This window comes from Caulobacter sp. X, from assembly GCF_002742635.1.
In the GTDB taxonomy this organism is placed as follows: Bacteria; Pseudomonadota; Alphaproteobacteria; order Caulobacterales; family Caulobacteraceae; genus Caulobacter.
The window spans coordinates 1,909,693-1,933,786 of the sequence record NZ_PEGF01000001.1 but is presented as its reverse complement, the minus strand read 5'-3'; the positions used below and the strand labels follow the sequence as shown (position 1 = coordinate 1,933,786).

Here is a 24,094-nt window from a genome sequence, read left to right as displayed (position 1 = left end):
CTTGTCGCTGTGCTGTCACAAATCGGTGGCGGAAGCGTCACGGACCCCCGGTAAGCCCGGCTTCAACCTGATCCACCTCGAGACGGGTGAGAGGACAGGGGCGCCTTTCAAGGGGAATTCTCAAATGAGCATCAAGACCTCGCTGGTCGCCGGTTCGGCGCTGGCCGTCGCGCTCGCGATCGGCATGGGCGCGACCGCCCAGGCCCAAGACATGAGCTACAAGTGGAGCGGCGCTCCGCAGTTCAGCAATGACGACACCGCGTTCAAGGTCCGCGGCCGGATCCTGTTCGACTACGTCGGTCAGGACATCAAGCGCGATGGCCCCGGCGGCGACTTCAAGACCAGCAACGCCCGCGGCCGTCAGGCCTTCCTCGGCGTCGAAGGCAAGCTGAACAGCTACTTCGCCTACAAGCTCGAAGGCGGCGCTGTGAACGGCGGCTCCTGGGGCTGGGATGACGCGGTCATCGAATACAAGCCCAGCGAGCCGGTCTCGATCCTGTTCGGCAACGTCAAGGTCGCCGGCCTCGAGAACCTGACCTCGACCCGCTTCACCACCTTCATGGACCGCGGTCCGTACGGCGACTTCGGCGTCGACAGCTATCTGCTGGGCGTGGTCGGCAAGTATAGCGGCTACAACTACTCGATGTCGCTGGGCGTCCAGGGCGCCAGCCTCAACAGCACCGACGTCGCCAACGCCAGCGCCGACTCCAAGGAGCGCCTGACGATCACGGCCCGCGGCCACTACGCGCTGCTGAACGACGACGCCAACAAGCTGCACCTGGCCGTCTCGTACCGCTACCGCAACCGCGGCGACGAAGGCGCCTTCGCCTACACCGGCCGCACCAACACCGCCTACAGCAACGCCACGTTCTACACGACGGGCGGCATCGGCAACCGCGACAAGACCATCGCCGTCGAAGGCGCCTGGGTGCACGGTCCGCTGTCGGTCCAGGCCGAGTACTCGAGCATCGACGTGACCCGCGCCGGCACGGCGGGCGATGATCCGACGATCAAGGTCGGCTACGCCTTCGTCAGCTTCTGGCCGACGGGCGAGACCCGCAACTACGACGCGGCCGCCGGCGAGTTCAAGCGTCCGAAGATCCTGAACCCGGTCACGGCCGGCGGCTTCGGCGGCGTCGAACTGGCCGTCCGCTACGACATGGCCGACACGACCGACGCCTACAAGACCCTGAAGGTGAAGCCCGCCACGTCGCAGGCGGGCGAGTACACCGGCTGGACCCTGGGCGTGAACTACTACCCGACGTCGTACGTCCGCTTCATGGCGAACTACACCGACGGCAAGGTCGACAACTACGGCCCGAACCAAGACTTCGACGTCAAGCAGTTCCAGCTGCGCGCTCAGCTCGACTTCTAAGCGTCGTTACCGATCCGGGCGGGCCGCGCGGCGGTCCGCCCCTACCCCTCTCCTCTAGGAGTTCGTCATGAAGAAGCTTCTGTCCTGCGCGGCCGCCGCCGTGGCCCTCTCGGGCCTGGCCGCCGCCCCCGCCCACGCCGCCCGCGACTACGTCTGGGCCGCCGGCTCCTCGACCGTGTTCCCGTTCGCCACCCGCACCGCCGAAAACTTCGCCAAGAAGTCCGGCAAGAAGGCTCCGAAGGTTGAAAGCCTCGGCACCGGCGGCGGCATCAAGCTGTTCTGCTCGGGCACGGGCGAAGGCTTCCCGGACATCGCCAACGCCTCGCGTCCGATGAAGAAGGCCGAGTTCGATCAGTGCGCCGCCAAGGGCGTCAAGGACATCATCCAGATCAAGATCGGCTTCGACGGCATCGTGATCGCCACCGACAAGGACGGCGCCGACTACAACTTCAAGACCGAGAACCTGTACATGGGTCTCTCGAAGACGGTCCTGAAGGGCGGCCAGTTCGTCGCCAACCCGAACAAGAACTGGGATGACGTCGCCGGCGGCCTGCCGGGCAACCGCATCCAGGTCTACGGCCCGCCGCCGACCTCGGGCACCCGCGACGCCTTCGTCGAGCTGGCCATCGAGGCCGGCGCCCGCAAGTACCCGACCCTCGACGCGATCCGCTCGGACAACGAGAAGAAGTTCAAGTCGCTGGTCGACCCGCTGCGTAACGACGGCTGGATCGACGCCGGCGAGAACGACAACGCCATCGTCGGCACCCTGACCAAGACCCCGGGCTCGCTGGGCGTCTTCGGCTGGTCCTACCTCGAAGAGAACATGGACAAGATCAAGGGCGCTTCGGTCAACGGCGTGCGTCCGTCGCCGCAGACGATCGCCGACGGCAGCTATCCGCTGTCGCGCTCGCTGTTCATCTACGTCAAGAAGGCCAACATCGGCGTCACGCCGGGCCTGGAAGAATTCCTGAAGGAGTTCACCTCGGACGCCGCGACGGGCCGTGGCGGCTACCTGCAAGGCCGCGGTCTGATCCCGCTGCCCCCCGGTCAGCACGACGGCCAGAAGCAGATCCTGAACAACAAGACCGTGATGGGTCGTCCGGCCGCCTAAGCGACCGTTCGAGCCTCGGCTTGGAGATCGACGCCGTGGTCCTATGGGCCACGGCGTTTTTCTTTGTATAGTAGCGGGGCCGGGCCCCTTTGCGCGCCCCGCCGCGGCCGCCGTCCGGCGACGCGCCCCCGACCCTGAAGGGCCATGATTCTCGTCGCGCTCGCCGTCGTCCTCCTCCTCGTTCTGTTGAACGGGGTTTTCGCCATGTCCGAACTGGCCGTTGTCTCGGCCCGCAAGGCCCGCCTGCAAGGCTTCGCCGATCGGGGCGACAAGGGCGCCAAGCTCGCCCTCGACATGGCCGAGCACCCGACCCGGTTCCTGTCCGCCGTCCAGGTCGGCATCACCCTGATCGGCATCTTCGCCGGCGCCTACGGCCAGGCCACGATCGCCGGGGCGCTGGACGCCTGGCTGGAGCACAGCGCGCCGGCCGTGGCCAAGTACTCCGAGGCCATCGCCACGGGCGTCGTCGTCGTCGGCCTGACCTATGTCTCGGTGATCCTGGGCGAGCTGGTGCCCAAGCGCCTGGCCCTGATGTTCCCCGACGCCATCGCCCGCCGCATGTCGCCGTTCCTGGCCGTGATGGCCACGGTGCTGCGCCCGTTCGTGACCCTGCTGACCGTCTCGACCGCGGCGGTGCTGAAGCTGATGGGCGTGCGGGACGAGCGCAACAGCGGCATCACCTCCGAGGAGGTCGAGACCGTCCTGGCCGAAGGCGCCGACGCCGGTCTGATCGAGCCCGAGGAGCGGGCGATGATCAACGAGGTCCTGCGCCTGGGCGACCGCCCCGTTCGCGTGGCCATGACCCCGCGCCGCGACCTCTTCTGGGTGTCGCTGGCCGACGACACCGAGACCGTGCTCAAGGAAATCCGCGCCAGCGCCCATTCGCGCATCCTGGTCGCCACCGAGGACGACCTGGACGGCGACATCGGCGTGGTCCTCAAGAAGGATCTGCTGGACGCCTGCCTGTCCGACGGCCCGCTGGACCTGAAGGCCCACGTCCAGCAGCCGGTCGCCATCCCCGAGACCATGTCGCTGCTGAAGGCCCTGGCGGTCTTCAAGCAGACCAGCCTGCACATGGCCCTGGTCGTTGACGAGTTCGGCTCGCTGCAGGGCGCGATCACGCCGCTGGACCTTCTGGAGATGATCGCCGGCGACTTCCCGGAAGATCACGACGACGACGAGACCCGCATCATCCGCCGCGACGACGGCAGCTGGCTGATCGACGCCCGCCTCGACATCCAGGAGCTGAACGATCACCTCGGCGAGAACTTCGAGGCCGACGGCGGCTATCACACCGTGGCCGGCCTGATCCTGGATCGCCTGGGCCGCATCCCCAGCGAGGGCGAGCATGTGGCCATGGGCGGCTTCGACATCGAGATCGTCGACATGGACGGCTCGCGGATCGACAAGGTCATCCTGAAGGCCGGCAAGCGGAAGAAGGACGAGACCCAGGGGTAGGGGGCGGCGGAGTGAGTAGCGGACCTTGGCAAGGCCCGCCATGGATGGGGGCGCCCATAAGGAATCCCTCTCTCTTAGAGAGAGGGATTTCGCGCTACGTCCGCCCAGGGTCGCAAGCCGACTGTCCAAGGTCGGTGCGAAACTTACATCTCTTGGAGGCTGCAACCTGATCAGCCCTGCGATCGTCTCGCCGTGAGATGTAAGGATGGCGCCCGTCCGGGGAGACGGAACAGCCAACCCTTCTCCCGCAAGGGGAGAAGGAGCGTTCGCGGCGCTCTATGATCCGCGTGGACGGAATCGAACCCAACGATTTCAAAGACTTATCATTTTTACACGTCGCTGGATCATCCGCGTTCAAACCCCGCCCATACTCTTCCTCACCCGATGGCTTGGAAGGGACGTCCGGCCGGCGATCGTGACGGCTGTCGGGGGTGGTCGAGCGGGACAAGGTTCGGGCTGAAATCGCCCGGACGGTCCGGGGACCGGGTCGCCAGCCCGGCCCGCCCGCCGGGGGCCTCTTTCGGAAGCGGGTTAAGACCCCGCGCGTCGAAGGCTCACCGGATAACGATCGCGCGGAGCGTCCTGGCTTCGTCGAAACGGTACTCACTATCCATACTCCGGACGAACGTCCGGCGCTCCGCGTCCCCTTCCGTCCCTTCAGCGAGCGATCGCGTGAGGCGGCGTAGGCGTGTTCAGAGCGGAAAGATCCTCCCCCGCGATGCGGGGGAGGTGGCCCAGAGGGCCGGAGGGGGCTAGCTCGGCCGACCTCCAGCTTGCCCCCTCCGTCGCTCCGCGACACCTCCCCCGTATCACGGGGGAGGAACACCCAATTGAACGCCCGTATGACCCGCGACATAACTAGGATCATGAACGCGCACCACACCGCTCCCTTCCGCGACGCCCGCTACGCGCCCCGCGCGCTGGACGTGGAGCGGCGGGACGAGACCTTGATCCTGCGCAACCCCAACCCCTATTCGGACGCGGTGCGGACCACGACGCAGCCCCTGGCGCGGTGGGCGGCCGAGGCGCCGGATCGGGTCTGGCTGGCCGAGCGGATCCCGGGCGCCGAGGGATGGCGGACCATCACCTATGGCGCGGCCAAGGCGAAGATCGAGGCCCTCACCGGTGGTCTCGCCGAGCTCGGCCTCCAGCGCGGCCAGCCGCTGCTGATCCTGGCGCGCAACGGGATCGACCACGCCCTGATCGCCTACGCCGCCATGAGCCTGGGCGCGCCGGCCGCGCCGGTCTCGCCGCAGTACGGCCTGAAGGGCGCGGACCTGACGCGCCTGGCGCACGCGGTCGAGCGGCTGAAGCCGGCCGCCGTCTATGCCGACGACGCCGAGGCGTTCGGCGAGGCCCTGGCCGCGCCGTTTCTGGCCGGCCTGCCGACGATCGTCAGCGGCAACGCCCGTCCTGGCGACATCGCCTTCGCGAACCTGCTGAAGAGCTCGCCGCGCACCCCGGTCGCCCAGCCCGACGACATCGCCAAGCTGCTGCTGACCTCCGGCTCGACCGGCAAGCCCAAGGCGGTGCTCTGCACCCACGCCAACATCGCGCTGAACGCCGCCCAGATCGAAGCCTGCTACGCCGACCCAGAGCCGCCGGTGCTGGTCAATTCCGCGCCGTGGAGCCACAGCCTGGGCGCCAACGCCATCCTGCATATGGTGCTGCACCGGGGCGGGACGCTGTACATCGACGCCGGCCAGCCCGTCCCCGGCCGCTTCGATGAGACGGTGCGGAACCTGCGCGAGGTGGCCACGACCTATCACAACATGGTGCCGGCCGGCTGGGCCATGCTGATCGGCGAGCTGGAGCGCGACGAGGCCCTGGCCGCCAAGTTCTTCGAGACGGTGCGGGTGCTGCAATATGGCGGCGCGTCCATGGCCCAGTCGATCCTCGACCGTGTGCAGGCCGTGGCGGTGAAGACCGTCGGTGAACGGATCACCTTCGCGGCCGGCTATGGCGCGACCGAGACCGGGCCGACCGCCTGCAACATCCACTGGCTGAACGCGCGCTCGGGCATGGTCGGCCTGCCGACGCCTGGCACGGCGGTCAAGCTGGTCCCAGCCGGCGAGGGCGGCAAGTTCGAGATCCGCGTGAAGGGACCGCAGGTCTCGCCCGGCTATCTCGATCAGCCAGAAGCGACGGAGCAGGCCTTCGACGAGGACGGCTTCTATCGGCTGGGCGACGCCGCGCGGCTGGCCAATCCCGAGGATCCCTCGGCGGGGCTCGTCTTCGACGGCCGCCTCGTGGAGAATTTCAAGCTGGCCAGCGGCGCCTTCGTCGCGGCCGGGGCGCTGCGGGTGGCGGCGGTCTCGGCCCTGGGCGGCCTCGTCTCCGACGCCATCGTCTGCGGCGAGGGGCGCGAGGGGATCGGCTTGATGCTGTTCCTCGACGCCAAGGCTTGCGCGCGGCTGGGCGATGAAGCGGCCGTGCGGGCGGCGATCGCCGAGCGGCTGGCGGCCTACAACCAGCAGGCCAAGGGCGGTACGGGCCGGATCGCCCGCGCCCTGATCTTGGACGGCGCGCCGGACGCGGCCAGCGGCGAGCTGACCGACAAGGGCTACATCAACCAGGCCCTGGCCCGCGAGCGCCGGCCCACTGAGCTGGAGCGGCTGTTTTCGGAGACGCCGGATGCGGGGGTCATGTGCTTCTAGGTTCGAGGGCGCGGGCGACCCCCAGGCAGATCAGCAACTGGCCGGCGTAATAAAGTCCCCATACCGCCAGGCCGGTCGCGAAGCCCTCGGGCAGCAGACCGCCGCGCGCGAAGATCAAGAGGTCCGAGACCAGGAACATCAGCGCGCCGAGCGCCACTTGGCCGCGCGGGAAGCGGCTGAGCCAGGCCGACGCCGCCATGGCTGAGAGGCCGGTGGCGTACAGCGCCACGCCCGGGGCTCCGGCCCGATCGGCGGGCAGATGGAAGGCTATGCCGACGACCACGGGGATGAAGACGGCGGCGGCCAGCAGAGCTGGGGTCGAGGCCCTCCGTCGGTTGCGGGCGTAGAGCCCGATCGCGGTCAGATGTCCGGCCAGGAAGGCCAGGGCGCCGATGGTCAGGCCCGACGTCACCAGCAGGATGTCGCCCAGCGCCCCCAGCGCCATCACCGCCGTCAGCAGCCAGCCGTCCGCGGAGCGCGCCTTCAGCCCCGCATACAGGGCCAGCAAGCCGACGCCGGAGCCTTTCCAGAGGACCTCGGCCGGCGTCGAAAGATGCAGGCTCCAACTGGCGATATAGCTGACGCCGCCGATGATCGATGCGATCAGCGCCCAACGGGCCATCGTGGCCTTCGGCATGTGCGATTCCCCCCAAACACGGCTCGCCCTGTCGGCGATGCTCGCGGGACCACGATGCCTCGCGGCGGCTTGGTCGCGCAATGCTGTTGCGTGACTTGGCGGAAATGTCGGAAGGATGGGCGACGGTACGGAGAAGACCATGAACGGCGCGGACGCCCTGATCACCACCCTGGCCGACAACGGCGTCACCGCCTGTTTCGCCAATCCCGGCACCAGCGAGATGCAATTCGTCTCGGCTCTGGACCGCGAGCCGCGCATGCGCTCGGTGCTGTGCCTGTTCGAGGGCGTGGCGACCGGCGCCGCTGACGGCTATGGCCGGATGGCCGGCAAGCCCGCCTGCACCCTGCTGCACCTGGGCCCCGGCTACGCCAACGGCGCGGCCAACCTGCACAACGCCCGCCGGGCCTTCACGCCGGTGGTCAATGTGATCGGCGACCACGCCACCTATCATCGCGGCTTCGAGGCGCCGCTGAACAGCGACATCGCCGCGCTGGCCGCGCCGAACTCCATCTGGGTCAAGTCGGCCGAGACCGCCGACAGCGTCGGACCGCTGGCCTCCGAGGCGATCGTCGCCAGCTACGGGACGCCCGGCGGCAACGCCTGTTTGATCCTGCCGGCCGACGCGGCCTGGAACGAAGCGACCGTGAAGGGGCCGGTGATCGCGCCGCCCGCCTTCGCCGCGCCGGACCCCGCCGCCATCGAGGCGGCGGCTAAGGCCCTGGGCTTCGCCAAGAAGCCGGTGCTGCTGCTGGGCTCGGGCGCCTGCGGCGAGGCCGCGCTGGCGGCGGCCGGACGCCTCGCCGCCCACGGCGTCCGGGCGCTGACCGACACCTTCACCGCCCGCCAGGCGCGGGGCGAAGGCCGCTTCCGGCCCGACAAGCTGCCCTATTTCGCCGAGCAGGCCCTGAAGGACCTCGACGGCGTCGACCTGATGATCCTGGTCGCGACCCAGGCGCCAGTGGCCTTCTTCGCCTATCCGGATCGGCCCAGCGTGCTGACGCCGGAGGGCTGCTCGGTCGAGACCCTGTGCGGCCGCGAGGTCGACGCGGCGGCGGCGCTGGCGGCGCTGGCCGACGCTATCGGCGCACCGGCGGCGGGACCGGTCGAGGCCTACGCGGCGCCCGCCGCGCCAGCGGGCCGGCTCGACGCCTGGGCGATCGGCGCTTCGGTGGCGCGCCACATGCCGACGGGCGCGGTGATCTCGGACGATGCGGTGACGGCGGGCCTGCCGATCTTCACCCAGACCCGAAGCGCCCGGGCCCACGACTGGCTCTCCCTGACCGGCGGGGCTATCGGCCAGGGCATACCGCTGGCGATCGGCGCGGCGGTGGCCTGCCCCGATCGCAAGATCCTGGCCCTGACCGGCGACGGCGCGGGCATGTACACGGTCCAGGGCCTCTGGACGATCGTCCGCGAGAAGCTGGACGTCACCGTCATCGTCTTCGCCAACCACGCCTACCGGATCCTCGGCATCGAGCTGGGGCGGACGGGGGCGGGCAATCCCGGGCCGGCGGCCTCGAAGCTGTTGGACCTTGGCGATCCGCGCATCGACTGGGTTCAGCTGGCCCAGGGCATGGGCCTGAGCGCCGAGCAGGCGGAGACGGCGGAGGCCTTCGACGACGCCCTCGCCCGGGCCATGGCGACGCCGGGGCCGCGCCTGATCGAAGCGGCCATGGGCTAACCCAAAAGAAAAGGCCCGCCGGGATCGCTCCCGGCGGGCCTTCCTCATTCAGGCGAGAGGGCTGGGATCAGCCCTTGACCTTGTTGGTCGGCAGCTTGCAGCCGCCGCCGATGCCCTTGGCCTGCACGCAGGACAGGAACTCCTTGGCGGCCGGCTTGGCGACGCCGGTCGGATAGCCCAGCACCCAGCCCGGCAGGCCGTCCGAGCAGGCCACTTCGACGAAGCCTTCGGTCTCGGTCGCGCCGATGATGCGGGCGTCCGAAACGGTGCACGACGACTTGTTGAAGCCGACCAGGTCCTTGGTCAGGCGAGCGTACTGCGTGTCCTTCTTGGTGAAGGAGCAGCGATAGCCGTTCAGCTCGGCGGTGACGCAGTCATAGACCTTGCCGTCGGTGGCGGTGAACACGGCGATACCGCCGACGTCGCTGCCCTTGCACTTCAGCTCGACGATTTCCTTCTTCGGGTCGTTCGTCGGCAGCATGCCGTACTTCTCGACGTCGCAGGGGAAGCCGGCCTTGGTGGCGAGCTTGGTGTAGAAGCCGGCCTGTTCGGTCTGAGCCGCGACCGCGTCGGTCATGGTGCAGCCGCCGCCGACGAAGCCGGCCTGGGCGCAGGGGATCGCGCGGGCGAAGGCGCCGGTGGCGGCCGTCTGCTGGTAGATGTAGCCCTTGCCGTCCTGGCAGGCGACTTCGAAGTAGTTGTCGCTCTTGGTGCTGAGCACGTAGCGGCGATCCTTGACCGCGCAGTTGGTGTTCGCCGCGCTGTTCAGCGTGTCGACCACGTTCAGCTGGGTCTGACGGGTGGTCAGCTTACAGCTGACATTGCCGCCTTCTTCATAGAGCAGGCAGCTATTGACCGAGACGTCGCCATTGATGTTCAGCGGCGCGACCGTCTGGACGATGTAGCCCGAGCCGCCCTTACAGGCGACTTCGAAGTACGAGTTCTTGGCGCCCGAGCCGATGGCGCGGGTGTTCTCGATATCGCAGTTCACGCCGCCCTTCTTGACGTAGGGCGAGAGCGCCGCGCCCTGGTTGGCGTTGCCGGGCAGGATACAGGCCAAGCCGCCGACCTTGCCGTCCGGACCCGGCTGGCTCGATTCGAGGCAGGTGTAGACCTGGGGCGCAGCGTCCTTCTTGGCGATCGCCGCGAAGCCCATGCCTTCGCTACAGGCGACTTCGTAATACTTGGCGCCGGCCTTCTTGTCCTCGCCGATGAAGCGAGCGTCCGAAACCGTGCAGCTCGCGCCGCTGGCCTGGATGACGGCCGGGGCTTCTTTCATGCCGATTTCGCGCGCCTTGGCGTCGATGGCGGCGGGCTTGCCCTTCTCTTCCTTCGGCGCCGAAATGACGGCGGCCGGCACGAGAATGGCGACCGCGAGGGCGGCCGACAGGCCGATCGCGAAAGGCCTCATGGGAAACATCTCCTGGGTGGATTCCTCGCGCGGACATAAGCGCGTGCTTGCATCGGGGGTCAAGATACCGTCCGACCTAGGCGCGATCTTGACAGCCCCCGCGGGCAAAAAATGGGTTAGGGAGCGGAATGCGCGACGGGTTTGAAGACGAAACAGGAAGCGAGGCCGAGGCGCCCAAGAAGGCTGGGCGACTGGTCTATCCGTTCGAGACGGCGCCGGAGCAGGGCTCGGGCGAGGCGGTCGAGGTCGCGCCGGGCGTGCTGTGGCTGCGTATGCCGCTGGGCGGTTCGCTGCAGTTCATCAATGTCTGGGCGATCGAGGACGGCGAGGGCTGGGCGGTGGTCGACACCGGCGTCCAGACCAAGGAAACCAGCCAGGCCTGGCGCGCGGCCTTCGCCGGGGCGCTGGGCGGGCGACCGGTCACGCGGGTGATCGTCACCCATCTGCACCCGGACCATATCGGCCTGGCCGGCTGGATCACCCGCAAGTTCGACTGCCGCCTGTGGATGACGCGTCTGGAGTACTTCCAGTGCCGGATGCTGGTCGCCGACACCGGTCGCGAGGCGCCCGAGGACGGGGTGAAGTTCTTCCGCGCCGCCGGCTGGGACGAGGACGCGATCGAGAACTACAAGGCCCGCTTCGGCGGCTTCGGCAAGGCGATCTACGCCCTGCCCGACAGCTATCGCCGTCTGAGCGACGGCGAGGACTTCGAGATCGGCGGCCGGACCTGGACGGTCGTCACCGGGCAGGGCCATTCCCCGGACCATGCCTGCCTCTGGTGCCCCGAACTGAACCTGTTGATCTCGGGCGACCAGGTGCTGCCGCGCATCTCGTCCAACGTCTCGGTGTTTCCCACCGAGCCGGACGCCGACCCGCTCAGCGACTGGCTGCGCTCCCTGGCCAAGGTCAAGGCGACCGTGCCCGACGACGTGATCGTCCTGCCGGCCCACAACGATCCCTTCGAGGGGCTACACACGCGGATCGACGGCCTGATCTCGGGCCACGAGCGCGGCCTGGCGCGGCTGGAGAAGAAGCTGGCCGAGCCCAAGCGGGTGGTCGACACCTTCGGCGCCCTATTCGCCCGCCCGATCGGACCCGACCTGCTCGGCATGGCGACCGGCGAGGCGCTGGCGCACCTCAACTGCCTGATCCGCCGGGGACGCATCGCGCGGACGACGGACGGCGAGGGTGTCGCCTGGTACGCGGCATTTTCTAGCGGCGACTAGAAACGTGCGTTTGACATTTCGCGTGCGAAGCATCACGCTCGGCCCATGCCTGTCGCGCAAGACCGCCGCCTGATCTTCCTGCTCAACGCCGGCCACCGGCGCGTGCAGCGTTGGCTGGAAGCCAGGATGGCGGCCAAGGGCGGCCTGACCGCGGCGCAGTCGGGCGTGCTGTTCTTTCTCGGCGAGAAGGACGGCGCCCTGATCGGCGAGGCGGCGGACGCCCTGGACCTCGCGCCCTCGGCCATGACCGGCCTGATCGACCGCATGACCAAGGCCGAGCTGGTCGAGCGCCGCGCCGACCCCAACGACGGCCGGGCCATGCGCCTGCACCTGACCGACAAGGGCCATGCGGCGCGGGAAGAGGCCAAGACCGGCCTTCAGGGGATCAAGGCCCAGTTGGTCGAAGGCTTCACGGAAGACGAAATCGATGTGGTCGCGCGCTGGCTGGCCAGCCTGCAGACCAAGTTCCCCAAGGGAGACGCCTGACATGACGGACCTCGTGAAGGTCGAGATCGACGCGGGGGTGATGACCCTCACCCTGGCGCGACCGGAGAAGAAGAACGCCCTGTCGAACGCCATGTACGGCGCCCTGGCCGACGGCCTGGAGCGGGCGGAGAAGGACCCGGCGATCCGCGTCGTGGTCTTCCAGGCCGACGGCGACAGCTTCACGGCCGGCAACGATCTGCAGGACTTCGCGGCGCAGGCGACCGGCAGCTTCACCGGCGAGCGCCACGTGTGGCGGTTCCTGAAGGCGCTGGCTCACGCGACCCGACCTCTGGTCGCCGCCGTCCAAGGGCAGGCGGTCGGCGTCGGCACGACCATGCTGCTGCACTGCGACCTCGTCTATGTGACCCCGGACGCGCGGTTGACCGTCCCGTTCGTCAACCTGGCGCTGGTGCCGGAGGCGGCCTCCAGCTGGCTGCTGCCGGCGCGCATCGGCCACGCCCGCGCCTACGCCATGTTCGCCTTGGGCGAGGCGGTGGATGGCGCGACGGCCGTGGCCTGGGGTATCGCCAACGCCGCGGTCGAGGCTGGCGACCTGAGGGCCAGAGCGCGCGCCGCCGCCGATCAGTTGGCCAAGCGTCCGCTGGGCGCGCTGACCACCACCAAGCGCCTGATGCGCGACGCCGAGAAGATCGCCGCCCTGATGGACGTCGAGGGCGCCGAATTCGCCGCCCGTCTGCAGACCGCCGAGGCGCGCGAGGCGTTCATGGCCTTCATGGAACGCAGGCCTGCGGACTTCACAAAGGTGAGCTAAGCTCGCCACAACAACACGATCTGGGAGGATCGCATGGCGGACAGGATCACCTCGCCCTTCGGGGCCAAGTCGACGGCGCGCGAGGTGGTCGCGGGCCATGATCTCTCCGGCAAGGCGGCCATCGTCACCGGCGCGGCCACCGGCATCGGCGTCGAGACGGCGCGGGCCCTGGCCGAGGCGGGCGCGGAGGTCATCATCGCCGCCCGCAAGCCGGAGCTGGGCGAGGAGATCGCCAACCAGATCAACGAAGACGTTGGCATGAAGCGAGTCAGCTTCGGCATGCTGGATCTCTCCAGCCTGGAAGCCATCCGCCACTTCGCCCACCGCTGGGGCGACCGGCGGCTGAACCTCCTGATCAACAACGCCGGTGTGATGGCCTGCCCGCTGGCGCGGACGGTCGACGGGCTGGAGATGCAGATCGGCACCAACCACTTCGGCCACTTCCTGCTGTCGGTGCTGCTGGCCCCGAACCTGGTCGACGGCGCCGCCCATTCGGGCCATCGCTCGCGGCTGGTGTCGCTGTCCTCGATCGGCCACCGCCGCTCGCCGGTGAACTTCGAGGATCCGAACTACCTGACCCGGCCCTACGACAAGTGGGAAGCCTACGGCCAGGCCAAGACCGCCAACAGCCTGTTCGCGGTCGGCTTCGACAAGCGGTTCAGGGATAAGGGCGTCAACGCCAACGCCGTCATGCCCGGCGGCATCATGACCCCGTTGCAGCGGCACCTGCCGATCGAGGAGCAGCGCGCGCTGGGTTGGCTGGACGAGAACGACCAGCCGCGCGAAGGCTTCAAGACGACCGAGCAGGGCGCGGCGACCAGCGTCTGGGCGGCGGTCGGCGACGAGCTGGAAGGCGTTGGCGGCCTTTATCTCGAGGATTGCAATCAGGCGGTTCCCTGGAGCAAGGAAGCGCCTTGGGTCGGCGTCATGCCTCACGCCCTCGATCCCGAGGCGGCCGAGCGACTGTGGGCCCTGTCGGTCGAGACGACCGGCGCGGGCGCGTAATTCGGAGTTTTAAGCCATGAGCCTCAAGGGCAAGACCCTGTTCGTCACCGGCGCCTCGCGCGGCATCGGCCTGGCCATCGCCCTGCGGGCGGCGCGCGACGGCGCCAATGTCGTGGTGGCGGCCAAGACCGCCGAGGCCCATCCCAAGCTTCCGGGCACCATCTACACGGCCGCCGCCGAGATCGAGGCCGCGGGCGGCAAGGCCCTGCCGCTGGTCGTCGACGTTCGCGACGAGGCCAATGTCCACGAGGCGGTCGAGAAGGCCGTCGCTGCGTTCGGCGGCATCGACATCTGCGTGAACAACGCCTCGGCGATCTCGCTGACCGGGACGCTGTCGACCGACATGAAGCGCTACGACCTGATGCACCAGATCAATACGCGCGGCACGTTCCTGACGACCAAGACCTGCATCCCGTACCTGAAGAAGGCGGAGAACCCGCACGTCCTGATGCTGTCGCCGCCGCTGGACATGTCGCCGCGCTGGTTCGGACCGCACGTGGCCTACACCATGGCCAAGTTCGGCATGTCGATGTGCGTGCTGGGCATGGCCGAGGAGTTCAAGAGCGACGGCGTCGCCTTCAACGCCCTGTGGCCGCGCACCGGTATCGCCACCGCCGCCATCCAGTTCGCCCTGGCCGGCGAGGAGGGCCTGCGCCACTGCCGCACGCCGGAGATCATGGCTGACGCGGCCTATGCGATCTTCAACAAGCCGGCGCGCGCGTTCTCGGGCCAGTTCCTGATCGATGACACCTTCCTCTACGGCGAGGGCGTTCGCGATTTCGATCACTACAAGGTCGATCCGGCGGCGACGCTGATGCCGGACTTCTTCGTGCCCGAGGACAGCGTCCCGCCGCCGGGGGTGAAGATCGGCTGATTTTGAACCCTCTCCCATGGGGAGAGGAGGGACCCGCCGTGCAGCGGTGGGAGGTGACGGGTTTCGCTGGCTGACGTTTTACCCTCACCCTCCCACGCTTTCAGCGCGGCCCCGCCCTCTCCCCCTGGGAGAGGGTTTTTGTTTTCGCGCCGCCACCTCGAGCGACTTCCTCGCCCAGTCCAGCAGGATGTCCTGGTCGTCCAGCGCTTCCGTCGGCGCGGTCCAGTAGCTCATCGGCTTGTCCGCGCCGAACGGGGCGAAGGCCTGGCAGCCGGCGGCCTCGAACTCCGGCCTCAGCGACTCGTCGGTCTTCAGGTAGAGGACATCGTCGTCGATCAGGGCGAAGAACAGGCCGTTGGCGTAGATCCCCACGCCGCCGAACATCCGGCGGGCGGTGACCTGGCCCAGCGGCGCCAGTTGCTCCAGAACAAAGTCCCGATAGTCCGAAGAGACCGCCATGTCCGTTTCAGTCCGCCCCGCCACGCCCGCCGACGCAGGCCTGATCCATCAATTCATCCTCGATCTGGCGGACTATGAAAAGCTGCTGGACACGGTCGAGGCGACGCAAGCCGACACCGAGGCGGCGCTGTTCGGCGCTCAGCCCCGCGCCTTCGCCGATATCGCCAAGCTGGACGGCCAGCCGGTGGGCTTCGCCCTGTGGTTCTACAACTACTCGACCTTCGTCGGTCGCCACGGGATCTATCTCGAAGACCTGTTCGTGCGGCCCGCCGCGCGCGGCGCCGGTGCGGGCAAGGCCCTGCTGGCCAACCTGGCCAAGCGCTGCGTCGACGAGGGCCTGGGCCGCCTGGAGTGGTCGGTCCTCGACTGGAACGCGCCGTCGATCGCCTTCTATGACAGCCTGGGCGCAGCCTCGATGGACGAGTGGATCATCCGCCGCCTGACGGGCGAGGCGCTGCGCAAGCTGGCCGAAGCCTGACGCTATTCCAGCTTGTCGGCCTTGCGCAGCTCGGGGAACAGGAAGGCCCACAGCCCGGTGACGGCCATGGCGCCGACGCCGCCGAACACCGCCGCGCCCACAGGGCCCATCAGCCAAGCCGCCGCGCCGCTCTCGACCTCGCCCAGCTCGTTGGAGGCGCTGATGAACACGCCCGAGACGGCGGCGACCCGGCCGCGCATGGCGTCGGGCGTCACGATCTGCACCAGGGTCTGGCGGACATAAACCGACAGCATGTCGGCCCCGCCCAGCACCGCCAGAGCCGCCACCGACAGCCACTCCAGCTTCGAGAGGCCGAAGATCACGGTCGCCAGGCCAAACACGGCGACGCCCGCGAACATGATCTTGCCGGCGTTGCGGCGGATCGGATTGGCGGCCAGGTAAAGCCCGACCAGCGTGGCCCCGATCGCCGGCGAGGCGCGCAGCAGGCCAAAGCCGCCGGGGCCGATGTGCAGAACATCCTTGGCGAACACCGGCAGCAAGGCCGTGGCGCCGCCCAGGATCACGGCGAACAGGTCCAGCGAGATCGAGCCGAACACGATCTTGTTGTTCCAGACATAGGACAGACCCTCCTTGATCAGCTCCATCCGCGAGCCGGACTGCTGCTCGGGCTTGGTCGGCTTGCGGATAAGCAGAGCCAGCAGGGCGGCGAACAGGTAGAGGCCGAAAGAGGCGCCGAAGGCCAGGGCCGGGGAGTGGATCAGCAAGAGGCCGCCCAGGGCCGGGCCGACGATCGAGCCGGCCTGCCAGGACAGCGAGTTCCAGGCGATGGCGCGGGGCAGAAGCGGACGCGGCACCAGCATCGGGCCCATGGCGCTGCTGGCCGGCGACAGGAAGGCGCGGCTGGCGCCGAACATCACCGAGATGGCGAAGATCGGCCACAGCTGGTGCGAGCCCATCAGGGCCAGGACCAGCAGGACGCCGGCGCTGACCGCGTCCAGCGCCAGGGTCGCGGCGACGATCAGCTTGCGGGTCCGGCGGTCCGCCGTCTCGCCGGCGACCAGGGTCAGCAGAAACAGCGGCAGGAACTGCGCCAGGCCGATCATGCTGACCATGAAGGCCGACTCGCCGACCGACTTGGTCATCCGGGCGATGGCGTAGACCTGCCAGCCCAAGGCTACCGACTGGATCTGCACCCCCAGGGTGGAGCTGAACCGCGCCACCCAGAACAGGAGGAAGTCACGTTCCCGCAACAGGGCGCGGGTAGACGTATCGGCGGCGGGGCCAGCGTCGGCTGAAGCGGGGTCGGACATCGGGTCGCAACATAGGGCGAAGCTCCCACGCCGCAACGTTATTGACCTGAGAAACGCTTGGCCCTACAGCGCGCGCATCTTTTGGAGCCTTCGGAGCGTGGCGACGCCGCGATCCGAACCATCGAGGAAGGCCAGGCATGCGACGCCTGCGACGAATGCCGCGCGAACGCGCCACGATCTGAGCCTCTCCCATCGCGCCTTCGCGTCGGGAGCCCCCGACGTTCTTCCGCATTTCCCGAAGGCCGATGACCTCCGTTCCAAAGACCCTCGACCCCTCGCCCGCCTATCCGCCGCTGGTCCTCGAGACCCCGGCGATGGAGGCGTCCGTCACCGCCCTGATCGACCGGGTGTTCGGCCCTGGCCGCTTCGCCAAGTCGTCCGAGCGTCTGCGCGAGGGCAACACCTTGCTGGCCGACTGCTCGTTCGTCGCCCTGCGCGATGGCCAGCCGGTCGGCTGCTGCCGCATGTGGCCCGTGACGATCGGCGGCGAGGCCGTGGCCTTCCTCGGCCCGTTGGCGGTCGATCCCGACGAGCGTAGCGCGGGCCTGGGCCAGGCCCTGGTCGAGAGCGCCTGCGAGGCCGCCCGCGCGGCCGGCTGGCGCGCCGTGCTGCTGGTCGGCGACGGCCCGTACTTCGGCCGGATCGGCTTCACCAACGCCCATACGGCCGGCGTGACCATGCCGGGCCCGGTGGATCAGCGCCGGGTGCTGCTGCTGCCGCTGCGCGAAGGCGGCGACGAGGGCCTGGCCGGCCTGGTCGCCATCGCGCCCGGAGCCCGCGCGACGTCATGATCGCTTGAGCCGGACGGCGGGACGGCCTAACTGATCGGTATGACCGACGCGCCCGCCAAACCCGGCCTGGAAGGCGTCGCCCAGGCCGCCAAGAACGCGCAGGCCTCCGGCGAACGCGGACTGCCGCCGGTATGGCTGTGGAATCCGCCCCATTGCGGCGAGATCGACATCCGCATCGCCAAGGACGGGACCTGGTTCCACGAGGGGACGCCCATCGGCCGCGAGGCGCTGGTGCGGCTGTTCTCGACGGTCCTGCGGCTGGACCCGGACGGCTATCACCTGGTCACGCCCGTCGAGAAGATGAAGATCACGGTCGAGGACGCGCCGTTCATCGCCACCCGCGTCGATCGCGAAGGGGACGCCCTGGTCTTCCAGACCAATGTCGGCGACACCGTCGAGGCGGGGCCCAACAACGCCATCCGCGTCGAGATCGACCCGGCGACCGGCGAGCCGCGCCCCTATGTCCACGTCCGGCGCGGCCTCGAAGCCCTGATCGCTCGACCGGTCTTCTACGAGCTGGCCGAACTGGCGACGCCGAAGGACGGCGTCTGGGGGGTCACGTCGAACGGCGCCTTCTTCCCGATCGCGCCTCCGGGGTCAGCGCCGGCATGACGCGAGACGAACGCCGCGCCTGGATCACGAGCCGCCTCGACCCGATCGACAGCTACGATCCCAGCCTCGCCAATCCGCTGCGCTCGGACTTCGATCTCAATCCGGGCATGAAGTTCGACAATCCTCACGCCTTGCGCCCCGCCGCCGTGCTGGTGGGCCTGATCGAGCATGAGGAGGGGCTGACGGTCCTGCTGACCCGGCGCTCGGACACCTTGCGCAGCCACACCGGCCAGATCGCCTTTCCGGGCGGTCGCTGCGATCCGGGCGAGACCCCCTGGACCACGGCCCTGCGCGAGGCCAACGAAGAGGTGGGCCTGGATCCGGCCTGCGTGACCCTGGCCGGCCTGCTGCACGGCTACCAGACGGTGACCGGCTTCCACGTGACGCCGGTGGTCGGCTTCATCGACCCGCGCGCCACCTTCACGCCGAGCCCGGAAGAGGTGGCGGACGTCTTCGAGACGCCGTTCGACTTCCTGATGGACCCGGCCAATCACCAGCGCCAGCATCGCGAGACGCCCGGCGGCGAGCGGCGGCACTTCTACGCCATGCCCTGGAACGACCGCTTCATCTGGGGCGCGACGGCGGGCATGCTGCGGTCGCTGTATGAGCGGCTCCATGACGACGCGCCGGCGGCGCGGGCGGGCTGAGGGGGAACGGGTTTGAGCGGCGTATCGATCGGCGTGACCAGCTGGATGGCGCTGCCGCAGACGCGAGCGGTGATCGCGGCGCTGGAGGCCAAGGGCGGGGCCGGCTGCGCGCGCTACGTCGGCGGCTGCGTCCGCAACGCTCTGATGGGCAAGCCGGTCGATGACATCGACATCGCCACCATCCTGACGCCCGACCAGACGATCGAGGCGATCGAGCAGGCGGGCCTGCGCGCCGTGCCGACCGGCGTCGAGCACGGCACCGTCACGGCGCTGTCGGGCGGCCGGCCCTACGAGGTCACGACCCTGCGCCGCGACGTCGCCACCGACGGCCGCCGGGCGGTGGTCGCCTTCACCACCGACTGGGCCGAGGACGCCCAGCGCCGCGACTTCCGCTTCAACGCCCTCTACGCGGACGCCGAAGGGACGGTTTACGACCCGGTCGGCCAAGGGATCGAGGATGCGCGCGCTGGGCGCGTGGTTTTCGTCGGCGATCCGATGACCCGGATCCGCGAGGACTATCTGCGGATCCTGCGCTTCTTCCGCTTTCAGGCCTGGTACGGCCGGGGCGAGCCGGACGCCGAGGCCCTGGCCGCCTGCGCGGCGCTGAAGGACATGCTGCTGGGCGGCACGGCCGAGCGCATCCACAAGGAGCTGATGAAGCTGCTGGCGGCGGACGATCCGCGGCCGGCCCTGCGCCTGATGGCCGCCACCGGCGTGCTGGGCGCCATCCTGCCGACCGTGGCCTCGCTGGCCCGTTTCGACGCCCTGGTCGCCATCGAGACCGAGCAGCTGTTCGAGACCGACGCTCTGCTGCGTCTGGCCGCCATGACGCCTGATAACAGCGACGCCAAGGCGCTGGCCGAACGCCTGCGCCTGTCCAACGCCGACCGCGACCGCATTGTCGAGGCCAAGACCGAAGGCCCGAGGATCGTCTCGTGGATGAGCCCGCGCGAGGCCCGCCGGGCGATCTACGCGATCGGCCCGCGCGCCTTCCGCGACCAGGTCAAGCTGGCCTGGGCCGGTTCGGAGCGCGCTTCCACCGCCCCGCAATGGCGCGCGCTGTTGGCCCTGGCCGAGACCTGGACGCCGCCGGCCCTGCCGCTGACCGGCGAGGAGATCCTGAAGGCGGGCGTGCCCAAGGGGCCGATGGTCGGCAAGGTGATGCGCGAGGTCGAACTCTGGTGGATCGACCAGGACTTCATCGACGACAAGTTCAGCGTCATCGAGCGCCTGAAGGCCGTCGCCCAGGGCATGGTCTACTGAGCCAGATGACGGAGGCGCGCTTGAAGATCGGCCTGCTCGAGACTGGCGAACCGCCGGGCGACCTGCTGCAAGCCTACGGCGGTTACGGCGCGATGTTTGAGGCGCTGCTGGGACCCGGCCATGTCTATCGCACCTACGACGTTCAGCGCGGCGAGCTGCCCCAGGATCTGGCCGAGAACGACGCCTATGTGATCACCGGCTCGGCCGCGGGGGTCTATGACCCGCTGCCCTGGATAGAGCCGCTGAAGGCGTTTTTGCGCCAGGCCAAGGGCGAGACGCCGCTGGTCGGCGTGTGCTTTGGCCACCAAATCATGGCCGAGGCGTTCGGCGGCAAGGTCGTGAAGTCGGAGAAGGGCTGGGGCGTTGGCCTGCACGCCTATGAAGTAACCGACCCCGCCCCGTGGATGGACGGCGCCGACGCCGTCGCCGTGCCAGCCTCGCACCAGGACCAGGTCGTCGAGCCGCCGCCCGGCGCGCGGGTCCTGGCGGGCAGCGCCTTCACGCCCTACGGCATCCTGTCCTACGACGAGGCCAAGGCGATCTCGATGCAGTTCCACCCGGAGTTCGATCCGGCCTACGCCACGGCCCTGATCGAGGCCCGGCGTGGGACGCGGTTCTCCGAGGAACAAGCCGATGCGGCGATCGCGAGCCTGGCCCAGGCCAACGACCGGGCCCGCATGGCCGAGTGGATCAACCGCTTCCTGGCGCAGGCGGCGGGCGCCTAGGCGAGCTCGCGCTTGGGCCACAGCAGGACCAGCGCCGCCATGACCAGGTGTGCGCCGGCCGACAGCCAGGGCGAGCCCGCCGGGTGGGCGGCGTCGATCGTGACGAAGCCGTCCAGAACGGCGTTGGTCAGGTTCCAACCCCAGTGCAAGCCGACGGCCGCCCACAGGCTCTTCCACCGCCAGGCCGCGCAGGCATAGGCCAGGCCGAAGCAGAACAGCCGTATCCACTCGACCGGTCCTTCGCCCAGGCGGAAAACGTGGTTCAGGACATAGATCGCACTGGTCGCCAGGATGAAGGCCGGGCCGGTCCAGGCGAGCCCCGCCGCCTTCAGCCAGAAGCCGCGGGTCAGGATGTCCTCGGCGACCGAGGGGACGAGGGTCGATAGCGCCGCGCCCAGGATGAAGCCGATCCCGAAGATCGGGGTGTGCGACGCGGGCGGCGCGCCCAGCACGAACGTCCCGTTGGCCAGGCCCCAGAAGATCGTCGCGAGGCGGGCGAGCGCCGCCAGAAGCAGCCCGGAAGCGACCAGTCGCGGCCAGCCGGGCTTCAGGTCCAGGGCGTAGGCGTCATAGCCGCGATAGCCGAGCAGCCAGCGCCCGACCGGCCAGCCGACCAGCAAGGCCAGGATCATCAGGACCGCCTGAGCCGCGCCGTTGTGGAGCAGCAGGCCGCCGACGCCCTCCGCCGACTGGTAGAGGGCGAACAGGATGACGAAGGACGCAATCCTGCGGCCCAGCGACGCCTGCGCTACGGCCATTTCACCGCCGGGGGCATGGAGCTGAGGATCGACTCGACATTGCCGCCGGTCTTCAGGCCGAAGGTCGTGCCGCGGTCGTACAGCAGGTTGAACTCGACATAGCGGCCGCGCTGGACCAGCTGCTGCTCGCGCTCTTCCGGCGTCCAGGCCTCGCCCATCCGGCGACGCACCAGGGTGGGATAGATCTCGAGGAAGGCGCGACCCACGTCCTGGGTGAAGGCGAAGTCGCGCGCCCAGTCGCCGCTGTCGTGGTGGTCGTAGAAGATGCCGCCGATCCCGCGCGGCTCGTTGCGGTGCGGCAGGAAGAAGTACTCGTCGCACCAGGCCTTGTACTTGGCGTGCCAGGCCGGATCGTACTTGTCGCAGGCGCGCTGGTAGGCGGCGTGGAAGTCGATGGCGTCGGGGAAGTCCTGCTGGCGCTGGTAGCCGAGCAGGGGCGTCAGGTCTCCGCCCCCGCCGAACCAGCTCTTCGTCGTGGCGATGAAGCGGGTGTTCATGTGCACGGCTGGCACGCGCGGATTGGTCATGTGCGCGATCAGGCTGATGCCGGTGGCGAAGAAGCGCGGGTCCTGGTCGGCGCCTGGCATGTTCTTGGCCATCTCGGGCGTAAAGGTCCCGTGCACCGTCGAGACGTGGACGCCGACCTTTTCGAACAGGCGCCCGTGCATCATGCCCATCACCCCGCCGCCGCCGGCCTCGCGGGTCCAGGGCTTCTTCTCGAAGCGGCCAGGCGCGCCGGGATAAAGGTCCGCCGGGGCCTCGTCTTCCAGGCGTTCGAACTCGGCGCAGATCTGGTCGCGCAGGCTTTCGAACCACGCCCGGGCGCGGGCCTTCTTGGCGTCCAGGCTTTGGGCGTCGATGTCTTGTTCGGTGCTCATGATCGCCGATTAAGCCGCCGGGCGCGCGGCGCCAAGGATTTGTGCGGTCCAGGCGTCCGCGCCGGCGAAATTCGACAAGCGCCGCATCGCGATCCCATATAGGGCGGAGACCCTTCCCTCTCCGGAGCTTTCGCATGGCCGCCGTTTCTTCTTCCGCCTCTGGCGTGTGGCTCGCGGCCGGTGTCCGCACCCCGTTCGCCAAGGTCGACGGCGCCTTGGCCGGTCATGACGCGATCGGCCTGTCGGTCCCGGTGGTCAAGGCGATGCTGGCCAAGGCCAAGCCGGACTTCGCCATCTGGGGTACGGTCATCCCGAACCTGACCTGGAGCAACCTGGCGCGCGAGGTGCTGTTGGATGCGGGCGGCGATCCCACGATCCCGGCCTTCTCGACCGTGATGGCCTGCTCGACCAGCATGATCGGCGCGATCGAGGCGGCTGGCATGGTCGACGGTCGCGGCCGCGATCTGGCCCTGGTCGGCGGCGTCGAGAGCATGAGCCGGGTGCAACTGGGGCTGTCGGTCGCCCTGTCGGACTGGATCCGCAAGTTCCAGAACGCCAGGACCGGCCAGCAACGGCTGGCGGCGTTGGGCGCGCTGAACCTCAAGGACGTGCGCCTGTTCATCCCCAAGGTGGTCAACCGAGTCACCGGCCTCTCCATGGGCGAGCACACCGAGATCACGGCCAAGGAGTGGAGCCTGTCGCGCGCCGACCAGGACGCCATCGCCCTGGCCAGCCACCAGGGCGCGGTGAAGGGTTGGGAGAACGGCTTCTTCGACGATCTGGTCATCCCCGTCGGCGAGGCCAAGCGCGACAGCATCCCGCGCAAGGACACCTCGCTGGAGAAGCTGGCCAAGCTGGGGCCCGCCTTCGACAAGACCAGCGGCAAGGGCACGCTGACCGCCGGCAACTCCTCGCCCCTGACCGACGGCGCGGCGGCGGTTTGGGTCGGCTCGGCGGCCGGCATGTCAAAACTGCCCGGAGAGACGCCCAAGGTGCGGCTGGTGGACTACGAGGTCACCTCGATCGACCTGCGCCATGAGGGGCTGCTGATGGCGCCGGCCTATGGCGTGCCGCGCATGCTGGCGCGCAACGGCCTGACCTATGCCGACATCGGTCTGTGGGAGATCCACGAGGCCTTCGCCGCCCAGGTGCTGTCGCACATCGCCGCCTGGGAGAGCGCCAAGTTCCTGAGTGAGAAGGCCGGGGTGACCGCGCCGATGGGGGCCTTCCCGCGCGAGCGGATGAACCCCAACGGCGGCAGCCTGGCGCTCGGCCACCCGTTCGGGGCCACAGGCGCGCGGATCATCAGTCAGACGGTGAAGGAGCTGGCCGCGCGTCCGAAGGGCGAACGCGCCATCGTCAGCATCTGCGCCGACGGCGGCCAGGGCACGATGATGCTGCTGGAAAGCGCCTAGGTTAGGGCTAGGTCTTAGGTCAAGGCCGTGAAGATCAGGGCCACGACCGTGATGTCGAAGATGCGAATGGCGAGGGGCAGCATGACGGGCTCGCGACGTTGAAT

At 69.0% G+C, this 24,094-nt stretch carries 25 protein-coding genes; 18 read left to right on the top strand and 7 right to left on the bottom strand.

The window, feature by feature from the left end; genetic code table 11:
• The first annotated feature begins 124 nt into the window (after window positions 1–124).
• The 4 genes from CSW60_RS08930 to CSW60_RS08910 all read left to right on the top strand — a co-directional run bounded on the left by CSW60_RS08930 (window position 125) and on the right by CSW60_RS08910 (window position 6,601).
• Window positions 125–1,375, top strand: coding sequence for an OprO/OprP family phosphate-selective porin (locus CSW60_RS08930; RefSeq protein WP_099536913.1), 1,251 nt, complete (start codon window positions 125–127; stop codon window positions 1,373–1,375).
• Between the two features lie 67 nt (window positions 1,376–1,442).
• On the top strand, window positions 1,443–2,486 hold the full coding sequence (locus CSW60_RS08925; protein ID WP_099536912.1) for a substrate-binding domain-containing protein: 1,044 nt from the start codon (window positions 1,443–1,445) through the stop codon (window positions 2,484–2,486).
• Window positions 2,487–2,630: 144 nt separating this feature from the next.
• Window positions 2,631–3,944 (top strand): hemolysin family protein, encoded by a 1,314-nt coding sequence (locus CSW60_RS08920; RefSeq protein ID WP_099536911.1) that lies wholly within the window; start codon window positions 2,631–2,633, stop codon window positions 3,942–3,944.
• A gap of 866 nt (window positions 3,945–4,810) precedes the next feature.
• Window positions 4,811–6,601: a feruloyl-CoA synthase gene (locus CSW60_RS08910; RefSeq protein ID WP_099536910.1), complete on the top strand. Its 1,791-nt coding sequence runs from the start codon at window positions 4,811–4,813 to the stop codon at window positions 6,599–6,601.
• On the opposite strand, the gene CSW60_RS08905 is transcribed toward CSW60_RS08910, so the two are convergent.
• Complete coding sequence (locus CSW60_RS08905) at window positions 6,588–7,238, bottom strand: lysoplasmalogenase family protein (protein ID WP_099536909.1); 651 nt, start codon at window positions 7,236–7,238, stop codon at window positions 6,588–6,590. The two genes, CSW60_RS08910 and CSW60_RS08905, sit on opposite strands and share 14 nt — an antisense overlap.
• Before the next feature lie 139 nt (window positions 7,239–7,377).
• On the opposite strand from CSW60_RS08905, the gene CSW60_RS08900 reads away from it, so the two are divergent.
• Window positions 7,378–8,919, top strand: coding sequence for an acetolactate synthase large subunit (locus tag CSW60_RS08900; protein ID WP_099537626.1), 1,542 nt, complete (start codon window positions 7,378–7,380; stop codon window positions 8,917–8,919).
• A gap of 67 nt (window positions 8,920–8,986) precedes the next feature.
• Here the strand turns inward: CSW60_RS08900 and CSW60_RS08895 are convergent, their stop codons facing one another.
• A complete protein-coding gene (locus CSW60_RS08895; protein ID WP_099536908.1) occupies window positions 8,987–10,339 on the bottom strand; it encodes a hypothetical protein in 1,353 nt (450 codons plus the stop codon).
• Window positions 10,340–10,458: 119 nt separating this feature from the next.
• Here CSW60_RS08895 and CSW60_RS08890 point away from each other — a divergent pair, with 119 nt between their 5' ends.
• From CSW60_RS08890 to CSW60_RS08870, 5 genes are read left to right on the top strand one after another with little or no spacing between them, the layout of a single operon-like run.
• Window positions 10,459–11,556, top strand: a complete 1,098-nt coding sequence (locus tag CSW60_RS08890) for an MBL fold metallo-hydrolase (RefSeq protein WP_201722999.1) — start codon at window positions 10,459–10,461, stop codon at window positions 11,554–11,556.
• Window positions 11,557–11,601: 45 nt separating this feature from the next.
• The gene (locus CSW60_RS08885; RefSeq protein WP_099536907.1) at window positions 11,602–12,042 is read left to right on the top strand and encodes a MarR family winged helix-turn-helix transcriptional regulator; all 441 of its coding nucleotides are present in this window, start codon (window positions 11,602–11,604) and stop codon (window positions 12,040–12,042) included.
• A 1-nt stretch (window position 12,043) separates the two neighbouring features.
• A complete protein-coding gene (locus CSW60_RS08880) occupies window positions 12,044–12,814 on the top strand; it encodes an enoyl-CoA hydratase (protein ID WP_099536906.1) in 771 nt (256 codons plus the stop codon).
• A gap of 33 nt (window positions 12,815–12,847) precedes the next feature.
• On the top strand, window positions 12,848–13,819 hold the full coding sequence (locus tag CSW60_RS08875; RefSeq protein ID WP_099536905.1) for an SDR family NAD(P)-dependent oxidoreductase: 972 nt from the start codon (window positions 12,848–12,850) through the stop codon (window positions 13,817–13,819).
• Between the two features lie 16 nt (window positions 13,820–13,835).
• Window positions 13,836–14,693 carry an NAD(P)-dependent oxidoreductase gene (locus CSW60_RS08870; protein ID WP_099536904.1) on the top strand — a complete coding sequence of 286 codons (858 nt, stop codon included), beginning with the start codon at window positions 13,836–13,838 and terminating at the stop codon, window positions 14,691–14,693.
• An 84-nt stretch (window positions 14,694–14,777) separates the two neighbouring features.
• On the opposite strand, the gene CSW60_RS08865 is transcribed toward CSW60_RS08870, so the two are convergent.
• Window positions 14,778–15,152, bottom strand: a complete 375-nt coding sequence (locus tag CSW60_RS08865; RefSeq protein ID WP_201722998.1) for a TfoX/Sxy family protein — start codon at window positions 15,150–15,152, stop codon at window positions 14,778–14,780.
• On the opposite strand from CSW60_RS08865, the gene CSW60_RS08860 reads away from it, so the two are divergent.
• Window positions 15,151–15,630, top strand: coding sequence for a GNAT family N-acetyltransferase (locus CSW60_RS08860; protein ID WP_099536903.1), 480 nt, complete (start codon window positions 15,151–15,153; stop codon window positions 15,628–15,630). The two genes, CSW60_RS08865 and CSW60_RS08860, sit on opposite strands and share 2 nt — an antisense overlap.
• Window positions 15,631–15,632: 2 nt before the next feature.
• Here CSW60_RS08860 and CSW60_RS08855 read toward each other — a convergent pair whose 3' ends face one another.
• On the bottom strand, window positions 15,633–16,901 hold the full coding sequence (locus CSW60_RS08855) for an MFS transporter (RefSeq protein WP_099537623.1): 1,269 nt from the start codon (window positions 16,899–16,901) through the stop codon (window positions 15,633–15,635).
• Window positions 16,902–17,038: 137 nt separating this feature from the next.
• Between CSW60_RS08855 and CSW60_RS23645 the strand changes: the two genes are divergently transcribed.
• The 6 genes from CSW60_RS23645 (at window position 17,039) to CSW60_RS08825 (ending at window position 20,939) form a co-directional block, all read left to right on the top strand.
• Window positions 17,039–17,083: a hypothetical protein gene (locus CSW60_RS23645; protein WP_197056745.1), complete on the top strand. Its 45-nt coding sequence runs from the start codon at window positions 17,039–17,041 to the stop codon at window positions 17,081–17,083.
• 63 nt (window positions 17,084–17,146) lie between these two features.
• Window positions 17,147–17,692 carry a GNAT family N-acetyltransferase gene (locus CSW60_RS08845; protein ID WP_099536902.1) on the top strand — a complete coding sequence of 182 codons (546 nt, stop codon included), beginning with the start codon at window positions 17,147–17,149 and terminating at the stop codon, window positions 17,690–17,692.
• 39 nt (window positions 17,693–17,731) lie between these two features.
• Window positions 17,732–18,304: a DUF1285 domain-containing protein gene (locus tag CSW60_RS08840; RefSeq protein ID WP_099536901.1), complete on the top strand. Its 573-nt coding sequence runs from the start codon at window positions 17,732–17,734 to the stop codon at window positions 18,302–18,304.
• Complete coding sequence (locus tag CSW60_RS08835; protein ID WP_099536900.1) at window positions 18,301–18,951, top strand: CoA pyrophosphatase; 651 nt, start codon at window positions 18,301–18,303, stop codon at window positions 18,949–18,951. The genes CSW60_RS08840 and CSW60_RS08835 overlap by 4 nt, the downstream gene beginning before the upstream one ends.
• A gap of 45 nt (window positions 18,952–18,996) precedes the next feature.
• The gene (locus tag CSW60_RS08830) at window positions 18,997–20,214 is read left to right on the top strand and encodes a CCA tRNA nucleotidyltransferase (protein ID WP_099537622.1); all 1,218 of its coding nucleotides are present in this window, start codon (window positions 18,997–18,999) and stop codon (window positions 20,212–20,214) included.
• A 20-nt stretch (window positions 20,215–20,234) separates the two neighbouring features.
• Window positions 20,235–20,939 (top strand): GMP synthase, encoded by a 705-nt coding sequence (locus CSW60_RS08825; RefSeq protein WP_099537621.1) that lies wholly within the window; start codon window positions 20,235–20,237, stop codon window positions 20,937–20,939.
• Here the strand turns inward: CSW60_RS08825 and CSW60_RS24310 are convergent.
• Window positions 20,936–21,697 carry a CPBP family intramembrane glutamic endopeptidase gene (locus CSW60_RS24310; RefSeq protein WP_201722997.1) on the bottom strand — a complete coding sequence of 254 codons (762 nt, stop codon included), beginning with the start codon at window positions 21,695–21,697 and terminating at the stop codon, window positions 20,936–20,938. The two genes, CSW60_RS08825 and CSW60_RS24310, sit on opposite strands and share 4 nt — an antisense overlap.
• The gene (gene hemF, locus CSW60_RS08815; protein WP_099536899.1) at window positions 21,688–22,575 is read right to left on the bottom strand and encodes an oxygen-dependent coproporphyrinogen oxidase; all 888 of its coding nucleotides are present in this window, start codon (window positions 22,573–22,575) and stop codon (window positions 21,688–21,690) included. The genes CSW60_RS24310 and hemF overlap by 10 nt, the downstream gene beginning before the upstream one ends.
• 134 nt (window positions 22,576–22,709) lie before the next feature.
• Between hemF and CSW60_RS08810 the strand changes: the two genes are divergently transcribed.
• On the top strand, window positions 22,710–23,990 hold the full coding sequence (locus CSW60_RS08810; protein ID WP_099536898.1) for an acetyl-CoA C-acyltransferase: 1,281 nt from the start codon (window positions 22,710–22,712) through the stop codon (window positions 23,988–23,990).
• A gap of 14 nt (window positions 23,991–24,004) precedes the next feature.
• Here CSW60_RS08810 and CSW60_RS23095 read toward each other — a convergent pair whose 3' ends face one another.
• Entirely contained in the window at window positions 24,005–24,070 is a 66-nt protein-coding gene (locus CSW60_RS23095; protein WP_143324170.1) for a hypothetical protein, read from the bottom strand.
• Window positions 24,071–24,094: the final 24 nt, after the last annotated feature.